Annotated in this window: 20 protein-coding genes; 12 read left to right on the forward strand and 8 right to left on the reverse strand. The window is 42.9% G+C overall.

The window, feature by feature from the left end; all coding sequences use genetic code 11:
* Positions 1 to 145: 145 nt before the first annotated feature.
* Together GKZ89_RS19085 and GKZ89_RS19090 are read right to left on the reverse strand one after the other, a co-directional pair.
* Positions 146 to 388, reverse strand: coding sequence for a spore germination protein (locus GKZ89_RS19085; protein ID WP_155113999.1), 243 nt, complete (start codon positions 386 to 388; stop codon positions 146 to 148).
* 12 nt (positions 389 to 400) lie between these two features.
* Positions 401 to 763 carry a spore germination protein gene (locus tag GKZ89_RS19090; protein ID WP_430697667.1) on the reverse strand — a complete coding sequence of 121 codons (363 nt, stop codon included), beginning with the start codon at positions 761 to 763 and terminating at the stop codon, positions 401 to 403.
* Here GKZ89_RS19090 and GKZ89_RS19095 point away from each other — a divergent pair.
* A complete protein-coding gene (locus GKZ89_RS19095; RefSeq protein WP_155114000.1) occupies positions 754 to 969 on the forward strand; it encodes a spore germination protein in 216 nt (71 codons plus the stop codon). The genes GKZ89_RS19090 and GKZ89_RS19095 overlap by 10 nt on opposite strands.
* 87 nt (positions 970 to 1,056) lie before the next feature.
* The gene (locus GKZ89_RS19100; protein WP_155114001.1) at positions 1,057 to 1,230 is read left to right on the forward strand and encodes a hypothetical protein; all 174 of its coding nucleotides are present in this window, start codon (positions 1,057 to 1,059) and stop codon (positions 1,228 to 1,230) included.
* A 328-nt stretch (positions 1,231 to 1,558) separates the two neighbouring features.
* On the opposite strand, the gene hpaB is transcribed toward GKZ89_RS19100, so the two are convergent.
* The gene (gene hpaB, locus GKZ89_RS19105; protein WP_155114002.1) at positions 1,559 to 3,004 is read right to left on the reverse strand and encodes a 4-hydroxyphenylacetate 3-monooxygenase, oxygenase component; all 1,446 of its coding nucleotides are present in this window, start codon (positions 3,002 to 3,004) and stop codon (positions 1,559 to 1,561) included.
* Positions 3,005 to 3,432: 428 nt separating this feature from the next.
* Here hpaB and GKZ89_RS19110 point away from each other — a divergent pair, with 428 nt between their 5' ends.
* Together GKZ89_RS19110 and GKZ89_RS19115 are read left to right on the forward strand one after the other, a co-directional pair.
* Positions 3,433 to 4,653 carry an EAL and HDOD domain-containing protein gene (locus GKZ89_RS19110; RefSeq protein WP_155114003.1) on the forward strand — a complete coding sequence of 407 codons (1,221 nt, stop codon included), beginning with the start codon at positions 3,433 to 3,435 and terminating at the stop codon, positions 4,651 to 4,653.
* 64 nt (positions 4,654 to 4,717) lie between these two features.
* Positions 4,718 to 5,620: an aldo/keto reductase gene (locus GKZ89_RS19115; protein WP_155114004.1), complete on the forward strand. Its 903-nt coding sequence runs from the start codon at positions 4,718 to 4,720 to the stop codon at positions 5,618 to 5,620.
* 47 nt (positions 5,621 to 5,667) lie between these two features.
* Here GKZ89_RS19115 and GKZ89_RS19120 read toward each other — a convergent pair whose 3' ends face one another.
* Positions 5,668 to 6,351 (reverse strand): TerC family protein, encoded by a 684-nt coding sequence (locus GKZ89_RS19120; protein WP_155114005.1) that lies wholly within the window; start codon positions 6,349 to 6,351, stop codon positions 5,668 to 5,670.
* A gap of 62 nt (positions 6,352 to 6,413) precedes the next feature.
* A complete protein-coding gene (locus GKZ89_RS19125; RefSeq protein WP_155114006.1) occupies positions 6,414 to 6,704 on the reverse strand; it encodes a YuzC family spore coat inner layer protein in 291 nt (96 codons plus the stop codon).
* Between the two features lie 132 nt (positions 6,705 to 6,836).
* On the opposite strand from GKZ89_RS19125, the gene GKZ89_RS19130 reads away from it, so the two are divergent.
* The 8 genes from GKZ89_RS19130 (at position 6,837) to GKZ89_RS19165 (ending at position 13,159) form a co-directional block, all read left to right on the forward strand.
* Positions 6,837 to 7,097, forward strand: a complete 261-nt coding sequence (locus GKZ89_RS19130) for a hypothetical protein (RefSeq protein WP_155114007.1) — start codon at positions 6,837 to 6,839, stop codon at positions 7,095 to 7,097.
* A gap of 189 nt (positions 7,098 to 7,286) precedes the next feature.
* Complete coding sequence (degQ, locus tag GKZ89_RS19135) at positions 7,287 to 7,427, forward strand: degradation enzyme regulation protein DegQ (RefSeq protein WP_155114008.1); 141 nt, start codon at positions 7,287 to 7,289, stop codon at positions 7,425 to 7,427.
* A gap of 265 nt (positions 7,428 to 7,692) precedes the next feature.
* Positions 7,693 to 8,553, forward strand: coding sequence for a polyprenyl synthetase family protein (locus GKZ89_RS19140; protein ID WP_162357100.1), 861 nt, complete (start codon positions 7,693 to 7,695; stop codon positions 8,551 to 8,553).
* 19 nt (positions 8,554 to 8,572) lie between these two features.
* Positions 8,573 to 8,737, forward strand: coding sequence for a competence pheromone ComX (gene comX / locus GKZ89_RS19145; RefSeq protein WP_155114010.1), 165 nt, complete (start codon positions 8,573 to 8,575; stop codon positions 8,735 to 8,737).
* Positions 8,738 to 8,784: 47 nt separating this feature from the next.
* Complete coding sequence (locus tag GKZ89_RS19150) at positions 8,785 to 11,082, forward strand: histidine kinase (protein ID WP_155114011.1); 2,298 nt, start codon at positions 8,785 to 8,787, stop codon at positions 11,080 to 11,082.
* A gap of 81 nt (positions 11,083 to 11,163) precedes the next feature.
* Complete coding sequence (locus tag GKZ89_RS19155) at positions 11,164 to 11,805, forward strand: response regulator transcription factor (protein ID WP_155114012.1); 642 nt, start codon at positions 11,164 to 11,166, stop codon at positions 11,803 to 11,805.
* 63 nt (positions 11,806 to 11,868) lie between these two features.
* On the forward strand, positions 11,869 to 12,540 hold the full coding sequence (locus GKZ89_RS19160) for an SIMPL domain-containing protein (RefSeq protein ID WP_162357103.1): 672 nt from the start codon (positions 11,869 to 11,871) through the stop codon (positions 12,538 to 12,540).
* Between the two features lie 235 nt (positions 12,541 to 12,775).
* Positions 12,776 to 13,159, forward strand: coding sequence for a PaaI family thioesterase (locus GKZ89_RS19165; protein WP_194201639.1), 384 nt, complete (start codon positions 12,776 to 12,778; stop codon positions 13,157 to 13,159).
* 35 nt (positions 13,160 to 13,194) lie between these two features.
* Here GKZ89_RS19165 and mnhG read toward each other — a convergent pair whose 3' ends face one another.
* The 3 genes from mnhG to GKZ89_RS19180 are packed head-to-tail and all read right to left on the reverse strand — an operon-like array spanning position 13,195 to position 14,324.
* Entirely contained in the window at positions 13,195 to 13,578 is a 384-nt protein-coding gene (gene mnhG, locus GKZ89_RS19170; RefSeq protein WP_155114014.1) for a monovalent cation/H(+) antiporter subunit G, read from the reverse strand.
* Positions 13,562 to 13,846, reverse strand: coding sequence for a Na(+)/H(+) antiporter subunit F1 (locus GKZ89_RS19175; protein WP_155114015.1), 285 nt, complete (start codon positions 13,844 to 13,846; stop codon positions 13,562 to 13,564). The genes mnhG and GKZ89_RS19175 overlap by 17 nt, the downstream gene beginning before the upstream one ends.
* Before the next feature lies 1 nt (position 13,847).
* Positions 13,848 to 14,324, reverse strand: coding sequence for a Na+/H+ antiporter subunit E (locus tag GKZ89_RS19180; protein WP_155114016.1), 477 nt, complete (start codon positions 14,322 to 14,324; stop codon positions 13,848 to 13,850).
* Positions 14,325 to 14,326: the final 2 nt, after the last annotated feature.

Raw genomic sequence — 14,326 nt, forward strand, 5'->3', positions numbered from 1 at the left:
CGCGAGCCAAAACATTTTGACCGAAACCTTGAGGCTTCTAACCGCAGGGACTGCGGGGATCGCCTAATCAATAACGGGCGGTTACGCCCGTGTTCTTAGGAATCCCCCACTTCAAATTTCTGCAAGGAAATTAAGTGGGGGTAGTTCAAATTTGCGTTGTAACCGGGAATGACGGATTGGCTATCTGGTCCTGGTCACTGATATCCGGATCGATATTGCCGTTTGCCATTTGAGACAATGCCGGAGACAAATCTCCTAACGAGATGTTGGCCCCTACAAATTTGGAGTTGGCTGTATGACTGTTCTGTGTGACATTTCCGAAATCCACGTTGCCATTTTGAGTGACTCCGTTAACCATAATATTAAATATATTAATTTGATAAGGCATTTTTGTCTCTCCCTACATTTGATTCGCAGTAAATCCATCGATGTTTCCAACTTCTGCCTGATCGCTTTGGTCCGGATCGATATAGATGTTTTCCATTAGAGAATCAGCAGGAGAATAGTCGCCGCAGGAAGAGTTCATCCCGGTTGATTTAGAATTGGCCATATGGCTGTAATGGATGGTTTCTCCAATATTTACAGATCCATTGTAGGAGACGCTGTTCACTTTAAGATGAAACAGGTTGATCGTTGTAGCCACTCCATCACCTTCCTCCATTGCTTTTACAGTGTATGCAAAGAGCGCCCAATTGTTCGTATGAACCGATTTTCCTTCCTGGGCATAGGCTGAAATGAAGGGGAGGTGACCAAATGCCTGCATTTACAGGTCCGATGGAGATTGAAAATGTCTCCGGGGTATTTAAGGTTGGTGATACGTTTACGATTTCTCCGAAAAGTGTGTTTAAATCAGCGGTAGGCTCAGGCGCTCTTTCAAATGGCGATGGAAACAGATTATATAATTCCCGCAGTTTGACAAACAGCTACGATAATGATGTAAATGATCAAAGTACATCCATTAATGCATAGAACCCTGTTTGCAGATTTGTTAAGATTCGCAGAAAGCATTGATTCCTATTTTGAGTTTTTGTAGGATTTATACAAGAGGTGATTACAATGAATGAAAAAGGATGCATTGCTATGCTTGCTGGTACAGAAGAAAGCAAGGTGGAGGAAGTGCTTCATTCAAAAAGAAAATCTCCTGAAAGAAATCAGCTGACGCTTAAAATCCTGCAGGCGGCAGAAACGCTTAGACCGATTTCGGCCATACAAGCTGCAAAAGAAGAGTAAGGCGTCCGCCGATTAAAAGGAAAAGCCTATGAAAATCAGAAGGGCTCATTTGCCAAAAAAACGATGTAGTATCTAATTATGAAAACATTACCTGATTGCCGTGCCCTGTCATCATTGATCCGTCATTGTCTCCTATGAGGACAGCAGCATAGGGCTTGCTCCGCTGCTGAAGGAAGCTGTGCCGGAAGAGGAAGCCGGGCGGCTTGCTGCGAAAATCAGCCAGTGGATAACAGAATGGTAAAGCTGAGTCTTATCAGCCTTTTGCTGAAATGGAAATGCAAAACCCGGAACCCTTCTTCAGGCTTCCGGGTTTTGTTTTGCCAGCCATTCAAGGACTTAGTTCCAGGAATTGCAGAACTTCGTCCATCATATGCTGACGGGGATAAAACTTATAAAGGTTTGAAGCAAGCCGGACAGGATCGCCAAAGAAATAGCGTTCGTACTGTGTTTGGCGGGCACCGAATCCGCTCATGGAAACATCCCAGGCGAGCCGGAATAACGCGGTTTTCATTTTTCCGTCCACTGCTGTTCCTTGGAGATAGTGTAAGGCTTCCTCGGATAATTCAGAGGCGAAATCTTCCTCTGATACGATTCCGAGCAGACCTCCGGCGCCAATTTGCTGAAGGATCTCGATGGCGCGGGGATAAATCTTTGAATGAAGACAGATGGCAGCATACAGGGGCTGGAGATTCGGCCTCATCGTGCCCCAGCGGTCAGCAGCCGCGGTATTCTCTGATTTTTGATGAAGAGCCTCGATCGCTTCCTTGCTGATGATTAATTCAGCTATTTTTTCCTGAATATGCTGGTATTCACTCACATTTAATGTGGCAACCAGCAGCTGGGAAAGACCAAGCAGAAACTCAAGCTTTACAATCTGGCGATTGACCACCTGATGAAGCGCCTGATGGGCAAAAGAACTCTCATTAAACAGCCGCGCAGCAAGATCCGGCCGGTGATAGAAAAATACCCGTTCCCATGGAACGAGAACATGGTCGAAGATGACAAGCGTATCCATCTCCTCAAACCGTGACGATAAAGGATAATTAAAAGATGATTCTCCCAGTACAAACGATTCCCGGCACACAAATTTCAAGCCTTCCGTATTGCTCGGTATGGAAAAGGAAAATGCGAATTCCTTTGACTGGATTCCTCCTCCTGATGGGAAGACAAGTACCTCATCTGTCATCCCGCCTCCGGTTGCAAGCAGCCTGGCACCTTTAACAATGATGCCTTCAGAGGTTTTTTTTACGACTTTTGCGGCTACAGGGTGATGGTCGGAATCGTAAAAAGCAGAAGACCGGTTTGTCTGGGGATTAATAAAGCTGTGTGTAAAGGATAAGTCCTGTTTTTTCGCCCTTTCATAGTGGCGGACCAGATTTCCTGCAAACTCATCATCCTGTTCCTTAAGGATGTCTGCAGAGGAAGCAAGTGCCATCAATGCTGAATTCATGTAATCCGGCGTTCTGCCCATCATGCCATGGGTCTTTCTTGCCCATTCCGTCATCATGATCCGGCGTCTGGACAAATCTTCTTTCGTTCTGGGACGAAGGAAGGAAAGTCCGGTGAGTTCCTTCGTATCCGGACACCGGTATGTCATGCGGTCCAGTTTTTCAGGGAGCAGCTGCAGATCATAAAGCGCCGCTTTCGTCCCGATCGCCCCTTTGTAGGCCATGTGTTCAGAAATAGGCTCTTTAATGCGTACCCCTTTATACCAAATGGCTGAGTTCATTTCGTTTAACCGATCGATAAATTGTTTTCCGGAAATGACCGGCAATGTATTTCACTCCTGACACAGGTTTGTTCGCTGCTGGGAAAATTCCTTTTTTACTATATGCAGGGCGGAAAGGAATGTGAGGCTTGAAACAGAGCATACGCCTAGTATAATAAGGGAACATAATCGCATAAATTAGTTATAAAAACAGGAAAGACAGGCCATAACGCTTAATATGAGGAGGCATCATGATGAAACAGGATGGCCATTTTTTTAAAGGTTTGCTGTGGGCTCTGGCAATCAGCATACCGCTTTGGATTGCTTTGTTTTGGTTAGTTAAGTTGATTTTGTATTTTTTAAATAAATAAGGTCTGCTTCCAATGGATAAAATCTTGTAAAAATCTAAGGGTTTTTACAAATTTCGACACCTATCTTCGAGCCGTTGCCGTAAAATAATGAGTAAAAAGGCTTAGGTATAGAGGTGGAGCACCATGAAAGTTTTTATCGGAAGACAGCCGATTTTTACGGCGCAGGGTCATGTAGCAGCATATGAATTGCTTTACAGGAACAGTGAAGATAACAAATTTCCCGGAATCAGCGGAAGCGAAGCAACGATGAATTTAATTGTGGACAGCTTTTTAAATATGGGGATAAAAGAGCTTTCAGACGGAAAGCCGTGCTTTATCAACTTTACAGAGGAATTGCTTGAATTGGGGATCTTCCATTACCTTGATCCGGAATCGGCAGTCATAGAAATTCTCGAGGACATCCCTCTATCATCAAAACTGGCGGGAATCTGCAGGGCACTGAAAGCCAAACGGTTTAAAATCGCACTGGATGATTTTTTTATCAGGAAAGAGGCGATCAGCCCGGAGGCTCAGGAAATTCTCAGCCTCGTAGACTATATTAAAGTGGATCTAACAAAAACCGAATCAGCAGATCTTGCTGCAATGATGAGCTACACAAAAAAATACAATGTCACGTACATAGCGGAAAAAGTGGAGACCCATGAACAGTTTCAGCTGACAGAAAGGCTCGGCTGTGTGCTGTTCCAAGGGTACTTTTTCAGTCAGCCTGTTATTCTTTCCGGACAGGATATGCCTCTGAATGTACTGTCCTATTTCAAAATCATCAAAGAGCTGAACGAGGATGAGCCGGATATAGATGAAGTGGCGCATTATATTGAACAGGATCTTTCCCTTTCCTATAAGCTTCTCAAATTGATGAATTCTCCAGCTTTGCGTCCAGCCAGGCCGATTCACTCCATTAAGCAGGCCATCGTCCTTCTGGGACTTAAAGAAATCAAAAGATGGATCTACATTATGTCGGTCAGAAGCTTTTCTAATGGAAACGATCCAATCACTCATGAAGTCATCCGATTATCGCTGATCAGAGGGCGGATTTGTGAACAGCTGGCATTGAAAACAAACCGGGATTATACGTCATCCTACCTGATGACGGGGATGTTTTCGCTAATCGATACTCTTTTAAGGAGGGACATGCAGGCTGTTCTCAACGGCCTTCCCCTTGCAGACTGCATCAAGGATGCTTTATCAGGAGCAGACAATGATCAGGCACGCGTTTATGGATGGGCACGCCGGATTGAACTCGCTGATTTTCAGCTTCCGGAAACGGGCTTGACAGCAGAGGAAATCTACAGCTGCTACGTGTCCGCTCTAAATTGGGCAGAACAATTGATGAACATGGAATAGGAAAGCGCAATACTGTGATTCTCATTTTTTATCATGTACAATTAATCTGAAAGGAGCATGATACATGGAACGCATACAAATTGCAGAAGATTTGTCATTTACACGGATTATTCACGGATTATGGCGCTTGGCCGACTGGAATATGAGCAGGGAAGAACGCCTGAAGCTCATCGAACAGTGTCTGGACATGGGCATCACCACTTTTGACCATGCAGATATATACGGAGGATACACGAGCGATCAGTTATTCGGGGAAGGGCTTGCACTTAAGCCTTCACTGCGAAGCAAAATGGAGATTATAACAAAAGCCGGAATCGCCCTGATTTCGGAAAATCGTCCGGAAAACCGGATCAAGCATTATAATACGGGAAAATCCCATATCATTCAGTCAGCCGAGCAGTCATTGAAAAACCTTCAAACCGATTACATAGATGTACTGCTGATCCACCGCCCGGACCCATTCATGGATCCTGCAGAAACAGCAGAAGCATTTAATCAGCTGAAGCAAGAAGGAAAAGTCCGGCATTTCGGCGTTTCAAACTTTAAGCGTTCGCAGTTCAATATGCTGCAGTCGTACTTGGATTTCCCTTTAGTAACAAACCAGATTGAGCTTTCTGCCTATCAGCTTGAAAACTTTGAGGATGGTACGCTGGATTTGTGCCAGGAGAAGAGAATTCCGCCGATGGCATGGTCACCGCTTGCAGGAGGACAGATCTTTAAACAGGAAGATGAGAAGGCAAAACGTCTGATTCCTGTGCTGGAGCAGACCGGAGAGCAGATGGGCGCGGAAGGCATTGATGAAGTTCTTTATGCTTGGCTGTTAGCACACCCGGCAAAAATTATGCCGATTGTGGGATCAGGTAAAGCGGAACGGATTCAGGCCGCAGTAAGGTCATTGGATTTAAAAATGGACAGACAGCAGTGGTTTGACATTCTCCATGCTTCCATGGGGCATGAAGTGCCGTAAATGCTGAATAAATACGAAACAAGGGCTGCCGCCAGGCTGCCCTTGATTTAATTTTGTCCGGCTGTACTTCTTTTGTGTAACTGCTTTTTCCGCAAATAGCCAAAGCCTGTTACGGCAATAATAACAGCAAGTTCAAATGTATAAGTAATCCATTCTTCTCGAAAATAAGGCTTTAGAAAAGGTTCTTTTACAATCATTTTAGCAGCAGTCCAAGCTAATATCGCTGCTCCAATGATAATGATAGCCGGAAAGCGGTCGATAAATTTCAAAATCAGTGTGCTCCCCCATACCACAATTGGAATCGAAATAAGCAACCCCAGGGAAACGAGCAAAAAACTTCCGTGCGCTGCACCTGCGACCGCAAGTACATTATCGAGACCCATAACAGCGTCCGCAATGATAATGGTCCGTATCGCTGCGCCCACACTGGTCCCGCTTTTTACATCATGTTCTTTATTATCAGTCAGCAGCCGATATGCAATCCAAAGTAATATGACCCCTCCTGCAAGCAGCAAGCCGGGAATCTTAAGCAAATAGACAAAAGCGAAGGTAGCAATGGCCCGGATGATGATTGCCCCTGCGGTACCCCAAAGGATCACTTTTTTCCGCTGCTCCGGTGCAAGGTTCCGTGCTGCCAATCCGATGAGAATCGCATTATCTCCGGCAAGCACGAGGTCAATGACTACAATGGACAGCAGTGAGGCTAAAAACTCAGCAGAAAAGATCTCCATGCAATCACCTCATGTTTAGTGTTCGACATCCTCCACAATGTATACGAACTTGTTTTTGCTAACTACCACTTAAGAAAGACACTCAGGCTTCCGCGCGGTCTAAGGATAAGGATGGTAATTCCGTCCGGTGTATAAGACACTTCAAATGGAGATGCTAATCCGGACTGGCGAATTAGCCTCCGGACTTCTTTCATGTTGGAAAGCTCCGCATGCTTTCTGATTTGAAATGCATATGGCGGTGAAGCAGAGATTGCAGCCAGCATTTTTTGCATCTCCCCAAACAAAGACTGTACTTCATATGAACTTGCTCTTACTCCACTCGTATAGATCTGTACATTCAGCGGTACAGGCATCCTGCGATCCCCCCTTAAGCTCTTTTATGTATATGAAGGAGTGCGATCCATTTGTCCATTTTTTACCTTTCGGCAGGATTTTCATTAAAAAGAGCGAATTCCATAGGCAAATAGCATGTAGGAGGGATCTCTTTGCTTGCACCGAAAATCTTTGAGTGGGGAAATAAGCTGGTGATCAACTTTGTCTTCCATCATGAAGGATATGCGGCTGAAGCGGAATGTGTCTGTAACGAAGAATGGATTGAAGATGTCATCATTCGGTACGATGGACCCGGAGAGATAAGCACAGTGCGTTTGCTGGCAGTAAAATATGCCGAAGAAACAATGAAGGACTTTTTATCTATAAAAACAGCTGAAAGTGAAAGAGTCACGTCATTTGATCCGGAAATATAGGGTAATTACCTTATGTTTGCAGGATGAAATTTAGAACTAATGAACTATTGAAGAATTTGCGGTATCACGCACTGAGAATTTCGCCTTATTTTCGGTTACAAACGACCTGCACTCCTATAAAATAAAGATATCGAAGGGCAAGCGGCCAGGCAATAACACGAGCCCAAGGACAAAAGGAGTGTGGAAGCAATGACACAACACAAGATTGAAGAACTGACACAGATTCTCCACCAGCTCGAAAAAGAAATTCAGGAAACGAAACAGTCCCTGCGTTCTATTAATAAAAGCATTGATAAATATGATAAATATGCATATGTAAAAGTGTCTTAAAGCTTCCGTTCACGAAGCTTTTTTTCTTTGAACAGATTAAACAGAATGGTGAAACAGAGCAGCCCTCTCCAAGCGAGGGCTGCTTTTAATTTGGGAAAAAAGGGATTAATTTTTATAGTATTGTAAAAATTTTATAATTATCTATTAAAAAAAATGCATATATAGTAATATTACTTTTAAAGGGGTGATTGCAATTAGTGACCAATTACACTTGAATTTAGACGCAGTAATAAAGGCATCCACGCAATCGGTAACCTCAAGGATCTTGAATGAAAACGCAAGAAAGCGAATTTTGTCGTTTATCCGCCACAAAGAGCATTACTTCTTTGGACAGCTGGCCTATGTGCACGGCATACTGTTTGCCGGGGAGGACAACCGCAATGCGGCTCTTATACAGGATCTGCATAAACTTGCGGCCGCAGTGGAACTTTATGCACGCTCGTTTGATATTTTTGATGACTTGGAGGACCAGGACAATTTAGAAGAACCATGGATGCAGATTCCTCATCCGGAAGCTTTAAACCTGGCAACCCTCATGTATACGGTCAGCATGCAGTTGTTTACCGAAATGGACCGCAGCGGACTACTCGTTCCGATGGTTCACGACTACTCCATCCGGGCTATGCAGGGACAGCATGAAGATTTAACCGGTTCCGCACAAACCGAAGAAGCCTGTCTTGAAATGATGAAGCTGAAATCAGGGTCTCTGATTGCGATGGCTTCAATGGCGGGAGTGCTGTATTCTACTCATACTTTCCTCACCCCAGTTGAAGAATATTCTATACATTTTGGTATTGCAGCTCAGATTGACAATGACTTCAGGGACCTATTCCATTCTCATAAAAGTGATCTAGTAACAAAAAAAAACACTTTGGCAAAATTATATATTGGCAGAAAGTTTAATAGTCAGTCTGAGGATTTGCTGGGTTTTTTTGAAAGTGGATTGTCTTACTCAGAAATGTATGGAAGTGTAGATAGTTACAAATCAATGCTTCTAAAAGCGGGAGTAATTCCATATTTAAATGTTATGAAGCAGATATCTATTCAAAAAGCTATATTATCCTTGAATAAATTGTCATTAACTACTGATCAGATTGAGATAATTAAATCTCATTTGATAAAATAATTCATTTAGGAGATGAAAAATGATGCAAGAAGTCGTAAACTATTTATTAGAAAACCCAGAGGTCATTGGAAAAATCGCTAATGGAGAAGCAAGTGTAGTGGGCCTGGAAAAATTAGAAGAAATAACAGGGCTGCTAGAAGGAATTATTAATTCCGGTAAAACGCTAAACATTGTTTGGTGCTAAGTTACTTTTAAAGATCTTCTGGTAAACAATCTATTGGATGTGTTGCAATGCACCGCTTAGAAAAGCAAATATATATAGCCATGGTATTGTTAAGCTTTATCGTGGCTATATATTCCATTTATTTATCGATTAATTATCCGTATATTGGAGCAAACATTACTGTAACCTCCAACAAAGAAGTAATTATCAAAGAGATAGATCCTAATGCTTGGGCTGATCAGGCTGGTTTAGTAGAAGGTGATATAGTATCAAGCATAAATGGCCGTCCCGCTGCTAACCATATATCCATCGGATTTGGAACATTGGAACAAGTCCATCATTTGGATATAATACACGAAGATGGGCCAAGGAATCATTTAGTAGTAGAAAAAAAATCTCTTTTGAACCAGCAAAGTATTTTTATGGTCCTTCTGCCGGCTGCTTTTTATATACTAAGCTTGGTTTGTATGTTCTATATATATAAAACCAACAAACGCTTAAAGCTAGCCTCGGCGTTTGTACTTAATTTATTTATTATATCGGTTGCTGTCTCCTATATAAGTGCTATGGGATCTGGAAGAGGAGACATTTTATTAAGATATGTAAATCTCTTATCTTTTCTTTTAGTCCCAGTTCTCTATATCCATTTTATTTATCAGTATTTTAACGAACTTGGAAAAAAATTATATAGCTTTAATTATTTAATAGCAGGTTATACACTAGTCTTTTTAAATTTATCTATTGAAATTACAAAAAGCTTTATCTTCCTTCCTCCAACCTTTTTAAAAAGCGCGAACTTGATTTCTTTTTTTATTCTAATAATACTATCTTTCTTTTTGAAATTCAGAGGATTTATAAAAGTTAAGTATTCAGAACAAAAATATATGGTTAAAGTTCTCATTATTACTAACATTTTAGCTTTTGCTCCTTTCATATTCTTATATGTAATTCCATTTGTAATATTTAAAAAATATATTTTTTCGCCGGCTATTCTTGCATCATTTCTTTTGCTCATCCCACTGTCTTTAGTGTATCAGTTTGTTGCAACAAAAATTTATGACATAGAATTTATCTTAGGAAGAATTCGGTATTATGCTTTATTGGCTATAGTACCTGCCTTTATTTTGCTGGTGGTAGCAATTACTGTAAAAGACAGCAGCACAGCATTTTATTCTATAAGATTATTTATATTCATATATTTGCTAATGCTTTTAGTCTTTTATCTTAAAGAGATAGTGGATTATCGCTTTAAGCTAAGAAGATTTTCTGAAAAATACAACTACCAGGATAGCATATTTAAATTCATTAATGAGATTGGAAATGCTAACAATTTAAAACAGGTAGTAAATGAATTTAAAAAAATCATAATTGATGTTTTGATAATAACAAAAGTTCATTTTTTTGAAGTGGATCGCAATGGAAATTTAATCACTAATTTAAAGGAAGATCAAAACGATATTAAATCTTACTTTGATAAAGTTACTGATGTTCTGGATGAAGTAGGGAAAATAAAAGAAGTTGATAAAGGGTTCTTTATAAATATTGGGCATTCAAAGGGCAGCAGCTACATCCTTCTCTGCCTCTCATCCATCAACACGCCTAAACTGACGAGGGATGAAATTTCCTGGCTGAAGGCTCTTTCTTTCTATACAAATGTTTCGCTGGAGAATTTCCTTAAGATTGAGGAATTGATGAATCATTTGGAGACTGTGCAGAAGGAGGGGACGAATCCGTCGTGGCTGACGAAGCTGTTCTTCTCCATCGAGGAGAAGCAGCGGTCGAATCTTGCCAAGGATTTGCATGATTCGGTGCTGCAGGATTTGATTTCCCTAAAGCGTCAGTGTGAGGTAGCGCTTGTGGAGCTCGAGGCGGCTCCCGCTGATTTGAAGAATCAGCTTGAAGATATGAATGAGAACATGACGAAAATCATTAAGACGACAAGGGAGACGTGCCAGGAGCTGCGGCCGCAGCTGCTGTATGATCTTGGGCTTGTTAAAGCGCTGAACCGTCTTGTCAGCCAGTATCAGGAGAGTGCGGATTTTGAAATCCGGATGAATGCAGGCAAGTTCCAGCCGAATACGGATCTGGATGTCCAGCTGAACCTGTACCGGATTGTGCAGGAGCTTCTCACCAACGCCAACAAGCATTCGCACGCAAGCCATGTGCTGATTATGCTGGTCTGCATCAAGGATAAGATTGTCCTTCATTATGAAGATGACGGGGTTGGCTTCAATCAGGATGAGATCTCATACAGCCCGGAAAGCATGGGTCTTTCAGGCATTACGGAGAGAGTGAAAGCCCTCAAAGGCACTCTCAGCATTGAGACTTCAAAGGGTCAGGGATTTAAAGCAGTAATTGAAATATAACTTTTTCAGCAGAAAGACTTGGCGGGAGCCAAGTCTTTTTTATACAATAAGACTAGCTTCGAGGAGAGGTAGGAGGGTTTTATGATACATATACTAGTTGTGGATGATCATCCGGCTGTGCGTGAGGGCACGAAAGCGATTTTGGAAAAGGATCCGGAAGTCACGGTTGATTTTATGAATCCTCCATTTATGCTAGAGGCAGTCGAGCAGATGGATTTTACTCCTTATGATGTGGTTCTGATGGATTTAAATCTGGGTGATATAAACGGTATGGAGCTGTCGAGAGGGATACTGGAGCAGCATTCAGACTGCAGGATTATTCTTTACACCGGCTATGATGTGGAGGATTATTTTGAAGATGCTATCCGGATGGGGATTTACGGTGCCATCAATAAGGCTGAATCAAAAGAAAAGATTCTTTCTTACATCCGGCATGCAATCAACGGAGACATTGTTCTGCCGTATCATTACCTGCAGACGATCCTGACTCAGCCAAGGCTGAAGCAGGAAGGTCAGGGCTTTGAGACGGACAGCTTGAATGACAGGGAGAAATCGATCCTTCAGGAAGTTGAAAAAGGGCATACCAATCAGGAAATTGCTGATAATCTCCATTTGAGCAAACGGTCTATCGAATACAGCCTGACCTCTATTTTTAATAAATTGAATGTAGGTTCAAGGACCGAAGCTGTTTTAATTGCCAAGTCCGAATCGATTATTGATTAGTGGAAAGAACGTTCGGCGGCACTCATATACTTAAGGGAAATCCTTAAGATGGGAAGTGTGCGCATGCAGCATTATTTGCCGCATCCAGGCAGTCAGATTCGCGGCGGAAAAGAAAATCTATTTGAGGTAACCGGCCAGGGAAGCGTTGAAGCGGCGCCTGACACGGCGATTATTCAGCTGGGGATCGTGACGGAGGCCCGGGATGTCCAGAGTGCACAGGATGAAAATAAACGCAGACTGGAAAAAGCGGTAAATGCTCTCTACAAAACAGGGATCAGCCGGGAGGACATCCAGACGGCTTCGTATACGATTTCGCCCAAATATTCGTTTCAGGACGGCAAACAAACATTGGAAGGCTATGAAGTAGTAAATCTTCTTTCGGTTAAAACCAATCAGCTTTCCCGCATCGGAGAGATTGTGGATACAGCCGTTCAAAATGGTGTAAACCGTGTCGACCGCGTGCAATTTAAGCTGGACCACCCGCAGCCGTATGCAGCGGCTGCACTTAAGGCTGCGGTCAGACAGGGGTATGAAAAAGCTTCTGTCCTGGCAGAGAGCTACCGTGTCCAGCTGCAGACGACGCCGGTAAAAGCCGTAGAAGTTTCCCATGGGTTTGTGCCGCTGGAGAGAGAGGGGGCTGCATTGATGGCTGCGCCTGCCGCCTCACCGGTTCCTGTTTTTCCGGGAACCTTGATGGTAACAGCAGAAGTGCGGGTTTTTTACCGCTTTGGATAAGCGTCACTTTTACAAAAACTACACAATCTCTCAATATAACCGATATATTCATCCCGTATGATTATGGTCATGTATAGAAATGACTTGTACAGGGGGATGAGATGAATATCTTGGCGGTTATACCCGCACTTATTTTATTCGCTGTCTATTTTTGTTTTGTGGCGAACGTTCTAAGAAAATAGCGGTCTCTTAATCGGCTATGAAACGAGACTGTTCTTTAGAAGGGGTAATGGAAATGGACTTGTCCGGAACATTGATGGAGGCGCTGGGGATACAAATTAAAGAGGTATCTGATGAGGGTGTTACCGCAACGATGCCCGTTGATGGCCGTACCAGACAGCCGTTTGGTATCCTTCACGGCGGTGCGTCAGTCGCATTAGCGGAAACCGCAGCAAGTATCGGAGCCTATCATTTTATAGATCAAGACAACGAGATTTGTGTCGGACTGGAAATTAATGCGAACCATCTAAAAGCAAAAAAGGATGGAATGGTCACAGCCCGGGCTGTACCGTTTCACAGAGGAAGAACGACGATGGTCTGGGATATCAGAATTACAGATGAAGAGGAACAGCTGATCTGCATATCCAGATGCACGATGGCTGTTGTCAAAAAGAAGTAAAAAAGCGCCGCAGCGGCGCTTTTTTCATTTCTCCTCTATTTATCTCTGATCCGGGGATGGGAAGTCCGCTCGGGATCTCCCGCATTTTTCTTCTTCAGATCATTTTGGACACTGTTTTCCCAAAGGGGCACTTTTGTATTGTAAGCAGCCCTCATAATTAAATGGCCGGCGACGGGAGAGGTTAAGAAGACGAAAGCAATCCCAAGGAGCACTCTTGAGTTGAAATGGCCCTCGACCATCAGGAAATACAGAAACACCCCAAGCAAGAGGCTCATGACCCCAAGCGTAGCGCCTTTAGAGGCGGCATGGTTTCTCGTATACACATCAGGCAGACGTAGCACACCGATCGATGCAATGAAACAAAGCACAGCTCCCTGCAGAATAAGATAGCCGCTGATGGCTTTACTGATTTCGATCATTTTCGATAATCTCTCCTTTCTCCAGAAATTTAGAGAAGGCGACGGTTCCGATAAAGGCCAGGATTCCAAGAAGCAGGATGACTTCAAGAAATGAATTCGTCTTTAAAACGACAGAGATGACCGCTGTCATGCCGATCAAATTAATGCCGATCGCATCGAGGGCAACGACCCGGTCCGGAACAGTGGGACCTTTAACAAGCCGGTAAAAATACATCAGTGTTGAAACAGCCAGAATGAGCAGTGAAATCCTCATCACGATATCAAACATCTTAGCGGCTCACCTCCTTAATGGCCTTCTCAAACGAATCCCGGATTTCTTTACGGGCTTCTTCCGCATCGTTTATATCCATTGCATGAATGTAGAGCGTTTTTTTATCATCGGAAATGTCGACTACGAGAGTACCCGGAGTCAGTGTGATCAGATTGGACAGCATGGTGATCTCCCAGTCTTTCTTAAGCTCTGTCTCATAGGCGAAAATCCCAGGTGTATGGCTGAATACCGGTGAGAGGATGACCTTTAAGACGGAAAGGTTCGCTAATATCAGCTCTTTAATAAAGATAGTAAACAAAGTAAAGACGGCGAGTACATTTAAAAAGTAAAACCGGCTGGAGAAAGAGCGTCTCATGATAAAGATGATCAGCAGTCCAAACAAAAAGCCGGCCGCAAAAACGGATAGTGTATAGGAGTTTTGAAGAAACATCCACATAAAGGCTATAAAAACGTTTAATAATACTTGAAAAGCCATCG

Source organism: Metabacillus mangrovi (assembly GCF_009711125.1).
In the GTDB taxonomy this organism is placed as follows: domain Bacteria; phylum Bacillota; class Bacilli; order Bacillales; family Bacillaceae; genus Metabacillus_B; species Metabacillus_B mangrovi.

Excerpts from the sequence above, each read along its gene's own strand:
- GKZ89_RS19110 (WP_155114003.1), top strand. The coding sequence starts at position 3,433 with ATGAAAGTTTTTATCGGAAGACAGCCGATTTTTACGGCGCAGGGTCAT.
- GKZ89_RS19180 (WP_155114016.1), bottom strand. The coding sequence starts at position 14,324 with ATGGCTTTTCAAGTATTATTAAACGTTTTTATAGCCTTTATGTGGATG.
- GKZ89_RS19150 (WP_155114011.1), top strand. The coding sequence starts at position 8,785 with ATGCACCGCTTAGAAAAGCAAATATATATAGCCATGGTATTGTTAAGC.
- GKZ89_RS19100 (WP_155114001.1), top strand. The coding sequence starts at position 1,057 with ATGAATGAAAAAGGATGCATTGCTATGCTTGCTGGTACAGAAGAAAGC.
- GKZ89_RS19090 (WP_430697667.1), bottom strand. The coding sequence starts at position 763 with ATGCAGGCATTTGGTCACCTCCCCTTCATTTCAGCCTATGCCCAGGAA.
- mnhG (WP_155114014.1), bottom strand. The coding sequence starts at position 13,578 with ATGATCGAAATCAGTAAAGCCATCAGCGGCTATCTTATTCTGCAGGGA.
- GKZ89_RS19155 (WP_155114012.1), top strand. The coding sequence starts at position 11,164 with ATGATACATATACTAGTTGTGGATGATCATCCGGCTGTGCGTGAGGGC.
- comX (WP_155114010.1), top strand. The coding sequence starts at position 8,573 with ATGATGCAAGAAGTCGTAAACTATTTATTAGAAAACCCAGAGGTCATT.
- GKZ89_RS19115 (WP_155114004.1), top strand. The coding sequence starts at position 4,718 with ATGGAACGCATACAAATTGCAGAAGATTTGTCATTTACACGGATTATT.
- GKZ89_RS19120 (WP_155114005.1), bottom strand. The coding sequence starts at position 6,351 with ATGGAGATCTTTTCTGCTGAGTTTTTAGCCTCACTGCTGTCCATTGTA.
- GKZ89_RS19165 (WP_194201639.1), top strand. The coding sequence starts at position 12,776 with ATGGACTTGTCCGGAACATTGATGGAGGCGCTGGGGATACAAATTAAA.
- GKZ89_RS19085 (WP_155113999.1), bottom strand. The coding sequence starts at position 388 with ATGCCTTATCAAATTAATATATTTAATATTATGGTTAACGGAGTCACT.
- degQ (WP_155114008.1), top strand. The coding sequence starts at position 7,287 with ATGACACAACACAAGATTGAAGAACTGACACAGATTCTCCACCAGCTC.
- GKZ89_RS19160 (WP_162357103.1), top strand. The coding sequence starts at position 11,869 with ATGCAGCATTATTTGCCGCATCCAGGCAGTCAGATTCGCGGCGGAAAA.
- GKZ89_RS19095 (WP_155114000.1), top strand. The coding sequence starts at position 754 with ATGCCTGCATTTACAGGTCCGATGGAGATTGAAAATGTCTCCGGGGTA.
- GKZ89_RS19175 (WP_155114015.1), bottom strand. The coding sequence starts at position 13,846 with ATGTTTGATATCGTGATGAGGATTTCACTGCTCATTCTGGCTGTTTCA.
- GKZ89_RS19125 (WP_155114006.1), bottom strand. The coding sequence starts at position 6,704 with ATGCCTGTACCGCTGAATGTACAGATCTATACGAGTGGAGTAAGAGCA.